The 17,290-nt window shown below is 43.0% G+C and carries 15 protein-coding genes; 4 read left to right on the top strand and 11 right to left on the bottom strand.

Annotation, left to right across the window (positions count from 1 at the left end):
- Nucleotides 1-320 precede the first annotated feature (320 nt).
- The 5 genes from G8O23_RS00755 to G8O23_RS00735 all read right to left on the bottom strand — a co-directional run bounded on the left by G8O23_RS00755 (nt 321) and on the right by G8O23_RS00735 (nt 6,133).
- Entirely contained in the window at nt 321-761 is a 441-nt protein-coding gene (locus G8O23_RS00755) for a GNAT family N-acetyltransferase (protein ID WP_166360704.1), read from the bottom strand.
- Between the two features lie 33 nt (nt 762-794).
- A complete protein-coding gene (locus G8O23_RS00750) occupies nt 795-1,202 on the bottom strand; it encodes a bacteriohemerythrin (RefSeq protein WP_166360702.1) in 408 nt (135 codons plus the stop codon).
- Nucleotides 1,203-1,257: 55 nt separating this feature from the next.
- Nucleotides 1,258-1,947 carry a response regulator transcription factor gene (locus tag G8O23_RS00745; RefSeq protein WP_166360700.1) on the bottom strand — a complete coding sequence of 230 codons (690 nt, stop codon included), beginning with the start codon at nt 1,945-1,947 and terminating at the stop codon, nt 1,258-1,260.
- A 178-nt stretch (nt 1,948-2,125) separates the two neighbouring features.
- Nucleotides 2,126-3,283, bottom strand: coding sequence for a hypothetical protein (locus G8O23_RS00740; protein WP_166360698.1), 1,158 nt, complete (start codon nt 3,281-3,283; stop codon nt 2,126-2,128).
- Nucleotides 3,284-3,394: 111 nt separating this feature from the next.
- Nucleotides 3,395-6,133, bottom strand: coding sequence for a TonB-dependent receptor (locus G8O23_RS00735; RefSeq protein WP_166360696.1), 2,739 nt, complete (start codon nt 6,131-6,133; stop codon nt 3,395-3,397).
- 457 nt (nt 6,134-6,590) lie between these two features.
- On the opposite strand from G8O23_RS00735, the gene G8O23_RS00730 reads away from it, so the two are divergent.
- A complete protein-coding gene (locus G8O23_RS00730) occupies nt 6,591-7,052 on the top strand; it encodes a toxin-antitoxin system YwqK family antitoxin (protein WP_166360694.1) in 462 nt (153 codons plus the stop codon).
- 128 nt (nt 7,053-7,180) lie between these two features.
- Nucleotides 7,181-7,960 (top strand): PP2C family protein-serine/threonine phosphatase, encoded by a 780-nt coding sequence (locus G8O23_RS00725; RefSeq protein WP_166360692.1) that lies wholly within the window; start codon nt 7,181-7,183, stop codon nt 7,958-7,960.
- A gap of 28 nt (nt 7,961-7,988) precedes the next feature.
- Here the strand turns inward: G8O23_RS00725 and G8O23_RS00720 are convergent, their stop codons facing one another.
- Both G8O23_RS00720 and G8O23_RS00715 read right to left on the bottom strand, forming a co-directional pair.
- Nucleotides 7,989-8,750, bottom strand: a complete 762-nt coding sequence (locus G8O23_RS00720; protein WP_166360690.1) for a metallophosphoesterase family protein — start codon at nt 8,748-8,750, stop codon at nt 7,989-7,991.
- 75 nt (nt 8,751-8,825) lie between these two features.
- Entirely contained in the window at nt 8,826-11,189 is a 2,364-nt protein-coding gene (locus tag G8O23_RS00715) for a GAF domain-containing protein (RefSeq protein WP_166360688.1), read from the bottom strand.
- Nucleotides 11,190-11,395: 206 nt separating this feature from the next.
- Here G8O23_RS00715 and G8O23_RS00710 point away from each other — a divergent pair, with 206 nt between their 5' ends.
- Nucleotides 11,396-12,190, top strand: a complete 795-nt coding sequence (locus tag G8O23_RS00710; protein ID WP_166360686.1) for an SDR family oxidoreductase — start codon at nt 11,396-11,398, stop codon at nt 12,188-12,190.
- A 13-nt stretch (nt 12,191-12,203) separates the two neighbouring features.
- Nucleotides 12,204-13,292, top strand: a complete 1,089-nt coding sequence (locus G8O23_RS00705; protein ID WP_166360684.1) for a VOC family protein — start codon at nt 12,204-12,206, stop codon at nt 13,290-13,292.
- A 116-nt stretch (nt 13,293-13,408) separates the two neighbouring features.
- On the opposite strand, the gene G8O23_RS00700 is transcribed toward G8O23_RS00705, so the two are convergent.
- From G8O23_RS00700 to G8O23_RS00685, 4 genes are all read right to left on the bottom strand, one after another.
- On the bottom strand, nt 13,409-14,533 hold the full coding sequence (locus tag G8O23_RS00700; RefSeq protein WP_166360682.1) for an ATP-grasp domain-containing protein: 1,125 nt from the start codon (nt 14,531-14,533) through the stop codon (nt 13,409-13,411).
- 106 nt (nt 14,534-14,639) lie between these two features.
- On the bottom strand, nt 14,640-15,809 hold the full coding sequence (locus G8O23_RS00695; protein ID WP_166360680.1) for a SpoIID/LytB domain-containing protein: 1,170 nt from the start codon (nt 15,807-15,809) through the stop codon (nt 14,640-14,642).
- A 65-nt stretch (nt 15,810-15,874) separates the two neighbouring features.
- A complete protein-coding gene (lpxB, locus tag G8O23_RS00690; protein ID WP_166360678.1) occupies nt 15,875-16,984 on the bottom strand; it encodes a lipid-A-disaccharide synthase in 1,110 nt (369 codons plus the stop codon).
- Nucleotides 16,985-16,995: 11 nt separating this feature from the next.
- Nucleotides 16,996-17,289: a hypothetical protein gene (locus G8O23_RS00685; protein ID WP_166360676.1), complete on the bottom strand. Its 294-nt coding sequence runs from the start codon at nt 17,287-17,289 to the stop codon at nt 16,996-16,998.
- Between the last annotated feature and the right edge of the window lies 1 nt (nt 17,290).

The following is a 17,290-nucleotide window of genomic DNA, read 5'->3' as shown; positions in this document are numbered from 1 at the left end:
CTCGGCGGAGGTTGTACCGCAGTCGGAATATACTTGGGGGTTGCACCCACACTACAAACAATAGCACTCCAAATATTTACTCTTTAGTTTCGGCCCCATTCGAACTGGGTGCAATTGAGTCGGGCAATTTTGCAAATTCTCCAGCAGACGGTTTGCTGCGCATACAGTTACTCCCATCGGGATGCCAATCTAAAGTTGAAGATTTAGCCACATTTGCCGGGTAGAGCCTACCAGAGCCTGTCTACCAACCGGTAGAGCAGGTAAACCCGAAGAGATAAATACGACCGAGGCTAGAGAACGGAGATGATAAAAAAACAGGTTTAAAGGTTTATTAATTCTAGGTCTCTTACTATATACACATCATAATCGCCTAGGAATTGGAAGCCGTGCTTTTTGTATAGCTCAATGGCGGCTGCGTTGGATTGGTGCACCTCTAGCTTAATTTGGTAGCCTTTTCGCTTGGCAAAGCGAAGCGATTCGCGGGTTAGTAAATCGCCAATTCCACGACGCTGATATTTGGGTAACACGCCAAAATGATGGAGATGCAGCCTTCGCCCATCAAAAGTCATCCACGAGGTACCCACTACCTCGTTGCTGGGAGTAACGGCAACCAGCAGCTCGCCGCCGAGCGAAATGCTATTCTCAACAATCTGTTGATTGTCCCCTCGCTGAGGATTCCCTAACCCTGTTGCAATCCAAAGCGACATTACCTGATCGAAATCCTCAGGCTTATAGCTTCTGATATGCAGATCTAACGTCATAATATTGGTTAAAGAATTACTGGTATCGATTGGCTAGCTTAAATTTTTGTCCTTTAGGTAGGGAACGTAATCCATATCTACTCCTTGGATATGCTGGATTAGCCAATCGCGAAGAAAGGAAAGGATTTCGATGGTAAGCGACGAGGGATCGTCCTGTAGCTGCTGATTATACTTCACTATAGACTGCTCAAAGTACTCATGCAGGGCGATGTGGTTAGCCAAATATGGGTAGTTGGCCGCCCTAAGCAACGATTCCTCGCGCCTAAAGTGCTTTTGGGTGTACTCGAATAGCTTATCTAAAACTTCGGAAAGAATATCTTGTGCTTGGCCTTCGGTAAGCGACGAGTAAAGGGAATTTATTAGCTTAAAAAGCCCCTTGTGCTCCTCGTCGATACTATCGATGCAAACGCTGTAGCGGTTGCTCCACTTAAATAGTTCCATGGGAAAATTATTCGTATAGGTTGCTTGGCAAGTTAACGAATAATAATTAAAAAAGTTAGTCCATAAACTTGTATCCCACACCCTTGACGGTACGAATAAACTCATCGCCAATCTTTTCGCGGAGTTTTCTGATGTGAACATCTATGGTTCGGTCGCCCACAATAATATTATCGCCCCACACCGATGAGAATATTTCGTCGCGGGTAAACACCTTTTGCGGCCTGCTATACAGAAGGGTTAGTAGCTCAAACTCTTTCTTGGGCAGGGTAATCTCCTCCCCATCCTTCATCACAACGTACCTTTCCTTATCTATTAGGATTCCTTTCTCATAAAGCGCTGTGGGGGTATCCTCAAAAATTTTCAGATCAACCCGCTTAAGCAAAGCCTTTACCCTGCTAACCAAAACCTTGGGCTTAATTGGTTTGGTGATGTAGTCATCGCCACCTGCGTCGAACCCTGCAATCTGGGAGTAGTCTTCACCTCGGGCTGTAAGAAAAGCCACCAGTGTATCCTTTAGCGTTTTGTGCCGACGAATTTCCTCACAGGTCTCAACGCCATCCATTTCGGGCATCATCACATCAAGGAGAATAAGGTGAGGGTGGATCTCCTCGGCCATTCCAATGGCATCGCGTCCATTGCTTGCCGTGTAAACTTGAAACTCTTCCTTACGTAGGTTATAGCCTACAAATTCAAGGATATCGGGCTCGTCGTCGACGAGTAGTATTCTATAGTTTGAATTGTTCATTGGAACTTTTTTCCAGAAATTAACAAGAGCAATATGAGAAACAGAACTATTTACTGGCAATGTTAATGAAACCTAGCGTTTTCAATGTTAAGAAAACATTACCTTTAGGTAAAGGTATTGTATAAAAACAAAAAAACCTGCCATTTACGACAGGTTTTTTTACTCCTTGCTCTACTTGTTACTCTAAACCTATTGTCCAGCCTTTGGCCCACTCGGGCACTGCGGTTCCTGCACCAGCACCGGTTGCATTCTGGTTAACCGTGTAAAGAACAGCGTGCTCTTCGCCTGTTACTGTTTCGTTATCGGAATTTTTAACCACCAATTCAGCTGCAACATCAACAAACTTAATGTTGGTTACCTTTAGGGTACTGTTTGCTATGTTTGCAATGGATTCGTCGCTACGAACCTCTATGCCGGTTTTCCAATTCTTCACCACTACATTGTCTATGCTTCCAGCAGTTCCAGCTCTTAACATTAATGCCTGGGGTTCGTCGCCTTGATCGCCACTTCCAATTAACGTTACGTTTGATATGGTTGGGTTAGCCACTGGGGTTGCAGCAAAGTTTTTCGACCAATTGTCACACTCCATACCCCTGTTGCCATACCCTTGGTCGTTTTTACCATACCAATTCGATCCGCCCCCAGACCATCCTTCGGTCCAATCGAACATATCGTCTTCGATATGCGAGCTTACGATATAATCAGCAGTTACAGTACCACCATAGAACTCTATGCCATCATCGGCATTTTCGTGAATTTGAACATATTCAATTTTGGTTCCGCTGCCCACTCCAAACAGTGAAAGGCCATTGTACTCCTTCTCGCTATTGAATGCTGCACCCGAGTATTCAATCCTAAGGTAACGAATAACGCCTGAGTTGTCATTATCGATATCACCACCGTAGGGAACATCGCCAACCTCTGACATACCGCCGCCTGAGTTACAAGTAGCCCTACCGCAGATTACTAGTCCACCCCAATCGCCACGGTTCTTTTGCGCCAAGCCCGAGGTCATTACAACTGGCTGGTCTTTGGTTCCGTTAACGAATATTTTTCCGCCTTGGTGAACAACAATTGCTGCTGAGGTACCACCAACGCCTTCAATTATGGTTCCTGCTGGAATTGTTAGCTCAGCACCGTCAAGCACATCAATCATTCCTGTTAGCTTGTAAGTTTTTGATGCATCTAGGGTTACCTTGTCGGAGATATCTCCTTGCCAATCGTTAGGATCCATTTGGTTAACGTCTGGCTCTGGAACTGGATCTTTTTTACAACTTGTGGTTGCAACTGCAAAAGTTAGAAGGATTGCTGTTAATCCAAAAAGTGTCTTTTTCATTTGTCTTGTTTGTTTAGGTTAGTAAATTTATTTACGACAAAAGTAGCCCGGCCAAACCTCTTGCTAGCTAACTGTACCTTATGTTAACATTAAGATTGGATAAAGCAAGAGCTAAAATCGGTAGCCTAACTTAACGCTCGTAAGCATCCCCTTTTGGTACGACATCACCGTGACGGGCCCATTTAAGTTCTCCTGCACTCTTTCAACTTTTGGATCCAAGATATTCTTTATGCTAGCGCTGATAGAAATACGTTGGTTAATATTGGATTTCACAACCAAATCGAGAGAATTTATTGCTTTATTTACTATATTCCCCGAGGCGTTTGTACCTATTGCATAGATATTGTCGGATGTGTAGTTGTATGCAAGGGTTACCATAACATTGCTTTGGGAGTCGTTAAAATCTTTGATTAATGTTAAGTCTGCATTAACAAGCCAGTCTGATGCACCAGAAAACTTTGCCTTTTCGTGGGTAAAGCGAACCCGGTAATTGGTTTCATTGGAAATTTTATCGGAATCGAGCATTTGGTCGGTGTGTAAATACGAGGCATTAACTCCACCATTGAGCCTGGTTGAATTACCGCTGTATATGCTTTTTCGTAGTTCGAACTCCACACCAGCCACATAGCCCCAGTCGCCAGTATTAAGGAAAGATATATCGCTAGTAGCCGATGATATGGTGACCTCATTTATGGGGTTCAAGATGTATTTTCCGTAACCAGTGATGGAGATAATCTCACCACTGCTAGGGAATAGCTCCCACTTTACATCCAGGTTATAGTTATCCGATGCGTACAGATCGGGGTTTCCGAGCTTAACCTGCGTAACCTCCTCGTAAATAAACAGGGCACGCTCCTTAAACTGGGGTAAGGTGTATGTTTTGCTAGCGGCAAGCCTAAGGTTTTGCTTTTCAGATATCTCGTATCGGGTTGTAATGCTAGGCAACAGGCCAAACTTTTCAATGGCATCGCTTCTGTCACGAGGATCGAGCTGAGTATTCCACCGTACATCTTGGTAAATGCTTTCGGCTCTTACACCTAACAGTGCGGTAAACTTTGGAGATATATTGTACTCAAAGTTTAAATAGCCGCCTGAGATAATTTGAGTTCCACCATACTCCTGAGGTTTTAAAACATTTGGAACAAACTGGTTGCCCCTAAATGTTTCGATGGTGAAATAATCGTTCTCTAGGTTTGGCTGATTAAAATATGTATCCAAATTATTGGGGTCGACAATCATATTCTGCTTAATACGAAAGTTGAACTGGGTTGCATTGAACTCGCGCTCCTTGAGTCGAGCGAACCCTCCAAGGGTTATCGTTCCCTTTTGCTTGCCATCGTTCCCCTTAGCCAAAGCATAGCTTGCTGAAGCATTTGCGGCATACTCCGTTTCCAATAGGTAGTGAAAGTATCTATGGTTATCGGTAATCTGATTCTGACCAAAAAGATACCCCTCGTCAACCCCTCTAAAAGTATTCTGTATTCGGTCGGGCTGGTCGCTGGTTATGGAGTTATGCGATACTCCCCAATTGATATCCAAATTATGGTTTAGCTTGTGTTCGCCAAGCAGCTGATTTATAAAAAGCGTATTCTTTTCGAATGTTTTTCGGGATAATAGTCCGTTGTCGTAGTTGGCAATATCCAGAATGGTTCCTTGGTAATTCTCATTCAACTGGTTAGTCGAGTTGATAAATAGCAGGTTGTAGTACAAAGAACTGCTTGCCGAAAATTGATATCCGGCATTTAGCATACCCGTTGTGTTAGTGGTGTAGTCGTAAGACTTTAACCGCAGGTCTTTGCTAGCATACCCTGTATTGTTAACACTTTTTGCTATGCCCTCCTTACTGGCGAAACCATTGTTAAAACCAACTGTAGCAAACAGCGAAAGGGATTGTTCGTTAAGTGTAAACTCTTTACCAGCCGATAACGCTACATCAGTCAAAACAGGAGTTTTCTCAACAGAGAGTAATGAGTTATGAAAATCAAACCTTTCCAGCGTAGACGGTGGAGCAATAGTATAAAACCCAAAATGGTTGGGGCCTTGCTGCATAGGGAAGGTTTGCTCATCAATGGCATTTATATTAGTGCCTGAACCGACCTCAACTTGCACGAAATCGTCACCAGTATGCCTCTTCGATACAATATTCACATTCCCTCCGGCAAAATCGCCATACACCTTGTTATGATAAACCTTATCCATAGAGATGTAATCTACAATATCCGTAGAAAATATACTAAGGGTAATATTCTTCTCTTCGGGGTTGTTGGAGGGTATGGGGAGCCCATTTAGGGTGGTAGAGTTGTAGCGGTCGCCAAGCCCCCTCACAAAAATATTATTGCTTCCCTCCTGCCTCGACACCCCAGTAACCTTGGTAACTGCTGCTGCAACATCACCTACTCCTTTACGGGATAATTCTTGAGCGCCTATGCTCTGGGTTATATTGGTTGCTTTACGTTGCTCAAGCAGAATTACATTCTCGCGATCTCGTCGTAATCGCCCCTCAATGGTAACAGAGGTAATAGTAAGAGCAGCATCCTCTAGTTCAACCTCTACATACGTTTCTTCTCCAGCAACAACATTGATATTTGGAAGTATTTTCTCGCTGTATGAGATGAAAGAAACCTTGACATTGTACCTGCCCGGCTTAAGCCCCTTAATCTCAAACTGGCCATCAAAATCTGTTGAAACCCCTATGGTCGTTCCCTCAATTATAACATTGGCGCCTGGTAAGGTCTCGTCCGACCCCACCTCTTTTACAGTTCCTTTAATGGCTCCTGTTTGAGCAAATAGATGCTGGCTGAAAATGCCGCTAAGAGATAGCAATACGAAACAAACTCTTTTTATTAACATCAAGATAAAATTTAAAAAGGTTGAATTAGTTAGGATTATCAATAAATAACAGCGCAAAGTTACCTTCGATAATTAGCAATGGGTTTATTAAATGGTTATGGTTAGATTAACGAAATGTTAACCTTACAACAGTATTCATACACCCGAACAGTACGGATGATGCCAGCAATATTGAGTAGTTCTCACAAAACACCACAATTACATTCAACATAATGCTGAATGCTCCAAAACTTGCATAAGTTCATATATATCAGCATCTTAATATCGCCAACCAATGTAATTAACAATAACTTAACCTGGCAATGAATAAGAACTTGCACCGTACCCTTAATGATTTCAGCAGCACTTGGAATCAAATAATTAATAACTTTGCATAGGTAGAACAGCATTAGAAGACTAACTTAAACCACTCATTTACAGGCATTATAATTACTAAAATAAATCATCTTAACTACTTATGAGATTAACTTTATTAACCTTACTTATGTTGATGGCAAGCACCATTGGCTTGGCTCAAGTTGTTGAAAAGGATGGTGTTTACTTCGATGCAAAGGGTAATCATTTCACCGGATATCATAAAGAATACCATGCTGACGGTACACTAAAAGTTGAAATGAGTATTCAGAATGGGCTTCTGCATGGCATCACACAGCTTTACTTTGCCAATGGACAAATAAACGAGATCCGATCATTCACCAAGGGTAAAACAGATGGAAAGTGGGAAACATTTAACGAGCATGGGGTAAAAGTTGCGGAAGCCAATTTTGAAACCGGTCAAAAGCATGGCAAGTGGTACGTTTGGGACGAGAACGGAACGCTACGCTATGATATGACCTACGCCCACGGGGAGCGCTCGGGGATATGGATAATTTACAATGAGGCAGGCGAGGTTTTATCGGAAAAGGAATATTATAAATAAAGTGATTGGCATTACTTCAAATTGGGTGAGGAATTTCTTCACCCTTTTTATTTAGATTTTTATTCCACAGTATGTATCTGGTTTAAAGTTTCATTTCAACAACATTTCCTTCACAACAAAGAATCTGCATGGAAACTACTATGTCTACATCCTATGAGGATAGCTTAAGGTATGCAGAGTTTTTACAAAAAGCGCTTTTCCCAAAGCAGAGACACTTCGATAGGATTTTTAAAGATGCATTTGTGCTTTTCAAACCCAAGCATTTTGTGTCGGGCGATTTTTTTTGGTTAACCGAGCGCAACGGGCTTACATATATTGCCGTGGGCGATTGTGCTGGGCACGGTGTTCCTGGGGCTATCCTTTCGGTGCTAATGCATAGCCTGCTCGATTACGCTATCCTAAACAAAAAGCTGAAGAAAACCCATACAATAATAAAGGAAGTAAATAACCGTTTTATCGAAAGTTTCAGCTCTAACGATACCCTAACACCTTTTGACAACGAGTGGGTAGATATTACATTATGCTGCATAGAACCTAGCAGTAAAACCATATTTTACACGAGCTGTCGACGAGAAATACTTCAGGTCTCGGGGGTTGAGTACTATTTGCACAAGGGGAATAAGCACCCTATTGGAGACTGGCAGTATAATGCTAATAGTTCATTCAGATCGGCCTGTTTCAATTACAAAGAGGGTGATATAATTTACCTTGGTACCGATGGGTTCCAGGATCAACTTGGAGGTGAAAGGAGTAAGAAGTATCAGAAACGTCGGCTACATAACCATATTCTCAAAATCTCCAACCTTCCGCTAGAACTCCAAAAAGAAGAGCTGGAAAAAGAGCTACACCAATGGATGGACGGGCATTTTCAGACTGATGATATTTGCATCGTAGGCATTAAACTATAACCCTTACCATCTGGCTTTGTATAGAACCCTATGCTATTGACGAAAGTTTTACTTTAGGGATAGATGGTAGTATAGACCTAAGGCTCTCATCTTGCCCAAGTTTAATGGTTTCATACCTTAAAGTCTCGGTATTTAGTATAATTCCTTGTAAGCGCCCCATAGAGCAAGTACCTGTATTTAGATACATCTTTTTGCTGTTGAGGTAGTATGTTTTGTGAGCCTCCAACTTGTGCGTATGGCCAAGTATAACCACATCATGCTGCTTAAGTAGGCTTAGGGCGTAGTTTAGGTATTTAAAGGTATTGTATTTCTTTGGTATTCGGTTAATCTGATCGTCCCACTCTACGGCCTTAAAATATATCGTCTCAACTAGCTTAAACTTGATAATCTTTTTGAGCAGATAAAACCCTAACATCCCTATCGATCGGCCAATGCGAGTTCCGTTCAAAAAATCGGCATTATGGCCATGCTCAATGTAAATTCTTTGGCCACTGCTGTTAGTAATTGTATGGGAATCCTTTGCTAATGGGTTAAAAAGATCGTGGTTCCCTCTGATGTAAATATATCCCTTACGGTTAAAGTAGGAAATAAGACCGAAGTTCTTGCGATATACCTCCTTGAAATTATACTTGTATAGATCTAGAATATCGCCATTTAGTATAACCTGATCAATTTGGTATGCCTCTACCAATTTTTTAAGGGTTTGGATAAACTTTCTCGAATTCCACCCGAAGGTGCCAAATCTATCACCGTTATCGATGTGTAAATCCGACAATACTAGTATTACCATATTTTGAATATTTACAACGAAGCAATTGTGTAAGGATGCAAACTAAAACATATATGATCAGCAAATTACCGGGATTTAGGACAACAAAACCTGTCCAAGATCTAGAGGCATTAATGCGCTTCCGTCGTCTTTAAACCAGATACCACCTGGCTGACTATCATCTACCTTGCCAACCTTAAGGCCAACGAAAAGCACCTTATCAACCTGCCCAAAGCAGTTAAAAACAGGAGAGAATATGGCATAAATAGCAATCTGATTGCCCTCAGAATCAAGTCTATGAATAAACCCTTTGTAGGTCTCTCCATTTACCACCCGCTCCCACTCCATTCTATTCGCCTGTTCGTAACCCGCTAAGCTATTATCGAAAATGCTGTATATCTCAACATCATTCATCTGCCCCAGTACCTTTTCAAACTTCTCGTTACGTGTTTTGATATCGCCCTTATGGCTCAGCTCAGCCACCAGAAAGTTCTGACTATAGAATTCAACCATCGACTCGAGAGTTGAGACCCTCTCATTGTTAACCGATTTATTTTGCTCAGCAATATCTATTACTCGTTTAATCTCCTCGTCTTTAGCTGCCAAGGCATTTTTAAGTTCTTCCTCTCTGGCGTTCATCCACTCCTGGGTAGTTTGCATCTCTTCCATATTTTGTCGCATTTCCTCCTCCTGTGCCTGAAGTTCTTCGGCCTGTTGCTGGGTTTGCTCCAAAAGCAGCTTAGTTTGATTATTAATTGTTACCATCTGCAAGGTAGATGCAGTGCTAGCTAAAACCCGCTCAATGAATTCCACCTCAAAAGGTTGGTACACATTAAATGTTGCCATTTCAATAACTCCAACTACTTTTTGGTCCACCTTCAAAGGGACTAGAATAATACAGGTAGGTGCAGCAAAGCCTAACCCAGAATTTATCTTAATGTAATCTTTTGGGATTTCTGTGAGCAAGGTAGTTTCTGCCTCCAAGGCACATACCCCTACCAACCCTTCATTTAGATAAACCCGAGAATTAACAAACTTTCTCCTATCGTAAGCATATGTTGCCAGCAAGTTTAAGCAGGGCTTATCATCTTCATCAGTGCTCATCATAAAAAGACTTGCCAAGCTTGAGTTCGTATATTTAACCAAGGTTTTTACTATATCAAAGGCAAAGTCTTCCAAACTTTTGTCACGCCCCCTAAGAATATCTGTAAAAAGAGCCATCCCCTCATTAGCCCACATCCGCCTATTAGTTTCTAGGTTCTGGGCTTCGCGTTCTTGAGCCACCTGCAGCAATTTTTTTCGCATATCGATAAGTGCGCCGCCCAAATCGCCTTTGTTCCCAAACACATTAACATCTGACTCCAAATTGCCGTTGCCCACTTCAATCGCAAAGGCCCTAGTATTCCTTAAATTTTCTGTTAGGATATTTATGGAACGCTCCATCTGTGCAATTTCATCGTTACTTTGCACCTCAATACTCTCGGGCAATTCCCCTTTGCCTAGGCGTGTGATGTAGCTCTGCAAACGCTTTATAGAGCCTACAATATGTCGTGAAACAAGAAAAATAACAACCACTATAAACATCGACAGCAAGCCAATAAATATGAAGAGCAACAGTACAGCAGAATCAATTTTACTCTTCGAGTAGTTGAAAACTCTTGATTGAATACTCATTATTGCATTATCAACCGAAGCCCCCAAAAGGGTCAGTTGGCCAACCAAACCTTCTTCACTGGTAAAGCCAATTTTCCGGTCTACTTCGATTAACTTATTAAAAAGAGCACCATAGTTTTGCAATAGTGAGACTAACTCCTTTGAGTTAGCTATGTGATTGTCTCTAGAAACATTTTCTACTAATTGTTTGAGCTCAATCTCAAACTTTCTATGGTAAGTTAAGTCTTTCCTAAGCAAATAATCCTTTTCATGCCTCCGAAGAGTAAGCATTTGGCTTGTGTAGTAAAAGTTGCTGAGTTCATTAAACTGGCCCTCAACGGTATGGATTGCCTGTCGAAAATCTCCAATTAGTCCAAAGTTTTTAAACCCTCTTTCCTTAACTAAAACAACTGTCCCTTTAAAGGTTGCAACATACTGCTTGTGTAGCCAAACAGCTGAGTCTACTTGTTGCTCTAGCCCTAAATCCTGAATGATATCCGAACTTTGTAACCGTGCCAAAGCCGAGGCAATATCTTGTGAAAGCATTTCAAACTCATTAATACGTTCACTTTCACCTGTTCTAAAAAAATCATCATATACCACTTCGGTAAGCCTAAAATCTTTCTCCAAGTTTCTAGCCTTAAGCCCTAGGCTAAATACCTCTTCAATTTCTGTGAGCATTTCAAAGTGAGTAAAAGACTGACGAAGATAAGTATTGGTTACCACCCCAATCATAATAAGCATCAGCCCTAAAAATAAAGCAGTAAACAGTAACAGCCTACGAATTGAAAAACGGTTAAATTTCATGTTTATAATTTTTTGCAAGCTTAAGCAAACATAACCAATGACCTGTAAAGGATAAGCTAAGGCATTATGAAATTTTTCATAATGTAATGTGTATCGACTACTGCATAGACATATCCTAGTTTCAATCAGCCATGTCCTAAATATTTTGCATATTTGCAGAGGTTGAGGCAATCCTTCAACCTCATTTTTTTGCAAAACTCTTTACTATGGTATTTAAGGATAAGCTATGCTGGGTAACTGGCGCCTCATCGGGCATTGGTGAGGCTCTTGCCTACGAGTTGGCCAAGCAGGGTGCTAGGCTCATTATATCGTCGAACAACGAGGCTGAGCTGGAACGTGTAAAAACCAACTGCATAAAGCTAACCAGCTTCTGCGAAGCTGTGGCATTCGACCTCTCCGACCCCAACGTGGTGCAAACCACCGCCATCGAAACGGTTAATCGATTTGGTAATATCTACCTGCTAATAAACAATGGCGGTATAAGCCAACGCTCGCTTGCGCACGAAACCCCGCTGGAAATCGATCGCAGGGTGATGGAGATAGACTTCTTCTCGTACGTAATACTAACCAAGGCCGTGATGCCCGGAATGATAGCGCAAAAGGCGGGTTACATTGCTGCCACCAGCAGCATATCGGGCAAGTTTGGGTTCCCATACCGCTCTGCCTATGCCGCGGCAAAGCATGCAATACAAGGATACTACGAAACGCTTAGGCTGGAGCTAGAGCCCCTGGGCATAAGCGTAACCATTGCCTACCCCGGCAGGGTAAACACCAACATCTCCATAAACGCCATAACCAACGATGGCAAATCGCACGGGGTTATGGATCCGGGACAAGCCAATGGAATATCGGCAGAGGAGTGCGCTAGGCAGTACATCAAAGCCATTGAAGCAAAGAAACCCGAGAAGCTAATTGGCGGTAAGGAGCTACTTATGGTTCATATAAAAAGGTTGTTCCCCCGCATTTTTTACAAGGTGATAAAAAAGATTAAACCCAACTAAAAGCATAAGTACAATGTCGAAAATTATTTGTGGAATACAACAAATTGGGATTGGGGTTACCAATCTTTACCCAGCGTGGAAATGGTATATGGAGGCATTTGGCGTGGATGTTCGGGTTTTTGAGGACGATACCGTGGCCGAACTCATGCTGCCCTACACCGGCAATCAGCCTCAAAAAAGGCACGCTGCCCTAGCACTTAACATCGAGGGTGGTGGTGGATTTGAGATTTGGCAGTACTCTGGCCGCACCCCGGTAGAGCCCAAGGAGAAACCGCTGCTTGGTGACCTAGGGATTTTTGCTGCCAAAATTAAGTGCTACGATATACAAAAGGCGCACAACCACCTTAGCAACCTGGAGAAAAACTCAATAACCGCTATCACTGCAAGTCCAAGTGGACAAAAGCATTTTTATGTTGAAGACCCACGGGGCAACACGTTCGAGGTGATTGAAACCCGAATTGGGTGGTTTAAGAAGAACCCAACCAAGCCCACCGGCGCAACCTACGGTGCGGTTATTGGCGTTTCGGATATTGATAAAGCCCTACCCGTTTACCGCGAAATCCTTGAGTTTGACGAGATACTTGCCGATGCAACAGGTAGCTTCGACGAGCTGAGTGGGCTTAACGGTGGCGGTGGATCGTTCCGTAGGGTGGTACTATCCCATAGCAAACCTCGTAAGGGTGCTTTCAGCAGGATGCTGGGCGATGCCCAAATTGAACTCATTCAGGCACTTGACCGCACCCCCTCCAAGCTGTACGAAGGACGATTCTGGGGCGATCCAGGGTTTATTCATCTGTGCTTCGATATCCGCCGAATGGATGAGCTGGAGAAGGAGTGTAACGAGAAGGGATTTCCCTTTACTGTAAACTCCAATGTTAAGCACAACCAGAAGGGCAGCTTCGATATGGGTGAGGCAGCAGGACATTTCTCGTACATCGAGGATCCGGATGGTACGCTCATTGAGTTTGTAGAAACTCACAGGGTACCCATTGCCAAGAAGTATGGCATTTCGCTAAACCTAGATAAACGAGACGACGAGAAACCGCTACCCAGCTGGATGGTTAGAATGCTTGGTTTGAAAAAGGTAAAAAACCTTGGATAAACAATAGTTTACAAAAGCATAAAGCGCAACCAAAACTATATTGGTTGCGCTTTATGCTTAAAGGCTTTAGGTCATTTTTTTCACCTCATCAAACCAGTATTGAATCTGAAGATAGGTTATATCTTTATAAACTCCCTCAAATCATTTGCAAGGATACTCTCTAGCTCAGCAAAATTCTCGTCGCGGGTTTCGGCAAAAACAAAGCCAAACACGGGATATCGTTTAATATCCATCTGTCGAACCTCCAGCGGTTTTTCGAATCCCTTGAGAACGCTTTCGAAATCGAACTCCTTAATACTATTGGCATCAATATCCTTTGGCTTATCGAGAATAACAATGCTGTAGGTCTTACCCTCCTTACCCTTTAGAATATTTTCCCAATCGGGCTTCTTGCGCTCAATAAAGTACTCATATGGGTTAATTCCATAGGCATAGTATGCAATGTCGGTAGTGCACAGCCCAGCAAATCGCATTGGATTTACCTCAATGGGCACTATTGAATCGCCATTTACCCGTACCTCAACGTGAATGGGGATATTCCTAATCTGAAGGATTTGCCCCATCTCCTCCAGAAAGGCTTGGAACTTATCCTTAAACTCGTTGATAATGCTTTTTGATGTGATGTAGAGCCTATCGCTAACATCCTCTGCAGAGGCAAAAAGGTGCTTGAGGATATTTACTATCACAGGATTTCCTTCGCTATCGTAGTAGGCATCAAAGGCGTACTCGGTTCCCTCAATATACTCCTCAATAATAAACTTGCTGGTATTTAGCACCTCCTTGGGAAACATATTCTTCACCTCAACCATCTCCTTCTCAATGGCTATCACAGCATTAGCCCAGTCATCGTTGCTATATATGGTATACACCCCAAGGCTCAAAAAGCCCACTGCTGGTTTTACAATAAAAGGTTTCCTTACGCTATTAATATCAAAATCTCTAAGCTCGCTTAAATCGAGCTGCTGGTAGTAAAAATCGGGGTACATCTTGCGAATCATATCCCTAAACAGGGCCTTGTTCTTGAAAACGTTGATGTACTGAGGCAAAGAGGTATTGGCCAAATTGGTTGCAATCCACTCAATGCTATTCTCTGAGTTTAAGTAAAGCAGCTCTTTTGCCTCAAACTCCTTAACCATCTGCTGGGTATCGCACATTAAATTGCCGTTGAAGTGGCCGGCATTAATAGCAAATTCGTTTTTTAGCAGCTTGTAGCTATTCTTAATAATCGTATCTCTGAACAAATCAGAAACATAGGGTTTGTCAATTATAAACATTAGAAATATATAGATTAATATAACACAATAATATACCTGTTACGGCAGTAGCTCATGCGATATGAATTAAACCTTAATCAATATCAACTATGTTGATATCCTCATCGAAGCCATTCACATCGGTGTAGTGGGTAATGGATACCCCTTGGAAGTAATGCTGAATAATTTCCTGATAGGTTCTGCCCCTCCGGGCCATCTGCATGGCGCCCTCCTGGCAAAGGCCAACGCCATGACCGTACCCCCGGCCACGCACCCTAACCATATTGCTAACAATATCAACAGAGAAGTATGCCGAGCGAAGGTTAAAGAACGTGCGAACATCGGTGGTTGGTATTTTCTTCCCGGCTACAACATAGTAGTATTCCCTCTCCTTGCTGGAGTATGCAAACTGGCTAGGCTCCATATCCTGTGCAGGAATTCCGCGATCAATTAAAAACTGTCGCCACCTATCTATAGGGATTCGCACCTCCCAGCTTGCACCGGGCATATTACGACAGTAGCTATCGGGGACAGAAACCAAGTAATCCTGCGAGGTAACCCACACATCGCCAGCATTGGCGGTTTGTCCACCACAGTTGGCATGGAATGCGGCTACAATAAGATCCCTGTTGCCATCAACAACAATCTGGCCGCTGGTTTCCTTGGTAGCCTTCAGTATATCGGGGTTACGGCTGGCTCGCCCCTTATATACCTGGCAATGTACCTGATCGCAAAGGTTAAATCCTTCGCCTTTGTGCCTATCGATATGGCCCAGCGCGTAGGTGCGAGCCAAGAGCGCCTGCGCCTTGTAAAACTCGATATGCGCCGATGGCCCCGACTCTGCCTCAACAACCCCTGCAATGTACTTGTCGATATCCACAATATTGATGGCCATTAGGCGATTAAAATCAACATAAAAAACAAGATTCTCATCGTATATGCGGGCAGGAAATGATGGAACAATGGAGTTTATGCGGATAACATCGTTATCGGTATGTCCCACAATGGAGATACGCTTCCACGTGCCAAAGTGCGACGCCATATCGCGAACCCTTACCGAATCGCCAACTCGCGAAATGTAGATAATTTGGTTAGGGCTTAAGGCAAAGTTGCCATCCTCGGTTATAATTGTGTAATGCCCACTTACTGGGGTTATTAAAACGGTTTGCAAATTGAGCTCATTATGTAAGCTAACGCTTATCTTTTGAGCCACTGCGGCTGAAACCAATACTAAAACTGTCAGAAAAAGTACTATTCGCTTCATATAAAATAGTTAGTGCAAAACTTATGTTACATCAATGGAATACATCAGTTTCAAAACGAACACAATTAGCTTTTTGTTGACTCCACAATTGCCTCGGCAAATCGGTTGGAGGCTCCCTTATCGCCAAGAATTTCCCGAAGCTGGGCAAAATTATTAAGCATCTTTTCCCTGCCGGGTTGCCCAGGCAGAACACTGCTTAGCTCGTCGAACAGGGTTTGGCTATTGAGCTTAAACTGTATAAGTTCCCTCACCACCTCGGCATTCATTATTAGGTTTACCAGAGATATGTACTTAACCTTTATAAACATGCCAGCAATAAGCATTGACGCAAGACTACCGCGATAGCAAACCACCTCGGGTACATTTAGCAGCGCTGCCTCAAGCGTTGCTGTGCCCGAGGTAACCACTGCAGCCACTGAGTGCTTAAGCAGTTCTTGTGTTTGATTGAAAATAATCTTCACCTCGGAACCCTTTACGTAGGGCTCATACACACTATAATCGAGCGAGGGTGCGCCAGCAATTACCAGCTGATAGGCAGACAATTTTCCTGCCAAACTGATCATAACCGGGAGATTATGCTTTACCTCCTGTACTCGGCTACCCGCAAGCAGAGCAATTATAGGCTTTGTGCCCAGCTCGTTGCGTTGGATAAAAGCCCCATCTCTCTCCGCCTCCACCAGCGAATCGACCAAGGGGTTTCCGCAGTAAACAGCATCAATACCGTGCTTTTTAAAGTAATCGACCTCAAAGGGGAAGATGATTAGCAACTTATCTACATATTTCCTTAAAGCCTTAACCCGCGACTCTTTCCACGCCCAAACCTTTGGAGCAATGTAGTAAAACACCTTGTACCCGGCCTGCTTAGCAAACCTGGCAATTCGCATGTTAAACCCAGGATAATCGACAAGAATAACGGCATCGGGTTTATACTGGGCAATATCTTTTTTGCAATAGTTTAAATTTCTTGATATCTGACGAAGGTTAACGAGCACTTCCCAAAAGCCCATGAACGACATCTCACGGTAATGCTTAACCAGCTCACCCCCTTTGGAAGCCATTAGGTCGCCACCGAAGAAACGAAACTGGGCTTGGGGGTCGTGCTGTAAAATGCCTTGCATTAGGTTGGATGCGTGCAAATCGCCCGAGGCCTCACCTGCTATCAAGTAGTACTTCATTGGATAAACACTTACCAAATTAACTTCATGATAAGCACTGCAATGGCATAGAAAACAGTGGCCATAAGCACTCCCCTACCCGACTTCAACCTGTTTGTGTAAATAAAAAGGAAGAAGAAGGCAAGGTTTGGTATGGCACCAATGCTTATCATCTTGGGCGCCATTAGGTGAATCCAAATGGAGTGCAGCGATTTGTCGGCAAACTGAAATGGATAGATAAATCGGAGAACAAAAAAGTAGGAAATAATTGGGACAACTACGCCCACTATAAGCCCTAAGGTAAGGTTATCGAATTTTCTTTTCACC

The organism is Perlabentimonas gracilis, from assembly GCF_011174675.1.
Lineage (GTDB): Bacteria > Bacteroidota > Bacteroidia > Bacteroidales > Tenuifilaceae > Perlabentimonas > Perlabentimonas gracilis.
The sequence above is the reverse complement of the archived record's forward strand: the minus strand, read 5'-3'. Positions and strand labels throughout refer to the sequence as shown.

What these genes read in the sequence shown, in the direction of transcription:
- G8O23_RS00755 (WP_166360704.1), bottom strand. Translation starts at nt 761, where the DNA reads ATGACGTTAGATCTGCATATCAGAAGCTATAAGCCTGAGGATTTCGAT.
- G8O23_RS00750 (WP_166360702.1), bottom strand. Translation starts at nt 1,202, where the DNA reads ATGGAACTATTTAAGTGGAGCAACCGCTACAGCGTTTGCATCGATAGT.
- G8O23_RS00745 (WP_166360700.1), bottom strand. Translation starts at nt 1,947, where the DNA reads ATGAACAATTCAAACTATAGAATACTACTCGTCGACGACGAGCCCGAT.
- G8O23_RS00740 (WP_166360698.1), bottom strand. Translation starts at nt 3,283, where the DNA reads ATGAAAAAGACACTTTTTGGATTAACAGCAATCCTTCTAACTTTTGCA.
- G8O23_RS00735 (WP_166360696.1), bottom strand. Translation starts at nt 6,133, where the DNA reads ATGTTAATAAAAAGAGTTTGTTTCGTATTGCTATCTCTTAGCGGCATT.
- G8O23_RS00730 (WP_166360694.1), top strand. Translation starts at nt 6,591, where the DNA reads ATGAGATTAACTTTATTAACCTTACTTATGTTGATGGCAAGCACCATT.
- G8O23_RS00725 (WP_166360692.1), top strand. Translation starts at nt 7,181, where the DNA reads ATGGAAACTACTATGTCTACATCCTATGAGGATAGCTTAAGGTATGCA.
- G8O23_RS00720 (WP_166360690.1), bottom strand. Translation starts at nt 8,750, where the DNA reads ATGGTAATACTAGTATTGTCGGATTTACACATCGATAACGGTGATAGA.
- G8O23_RS00715 (WP_166360688.1), bottom strand. Translation starts at nt 11,189, where the DNA reads ATGAAATTTAACCGTTTTTCAATTCGTAGGCTGTTACTGTTTACTGCT.
- G8O23_RS00710 (WP_166360686.1), top strand. Translation starts at nt 11,396, where the DNA reads ATGGTATTTAAGGATAAGCTATGCTGGGTAACTGGCGCCTCATCGGGC.
- G8O23_RS00705 (WP_166360684.1), top strand. Translation starts at nt 12,204, where the DNA reads ATGTCGAAAATTATTTGTGGAATACAACAAATTGGGATTGGGGTTACC.
- G8O23_RS00695 (WP_166360680.1), bottom strand. Translation starts at nt 15,809, where the DNA reads ATGAAGCGAATAGTACTTTTTCTGACAGTTTTAGTATTGGTTTCAGCC.
- lpxB (WP_166360678.1), bottom strand. Translation starts at nt 16,984, where the DNA reads ATGAAGTACTACTTGATAGCAGGTGAGGCCTCGGGCGATTTGCACGCA.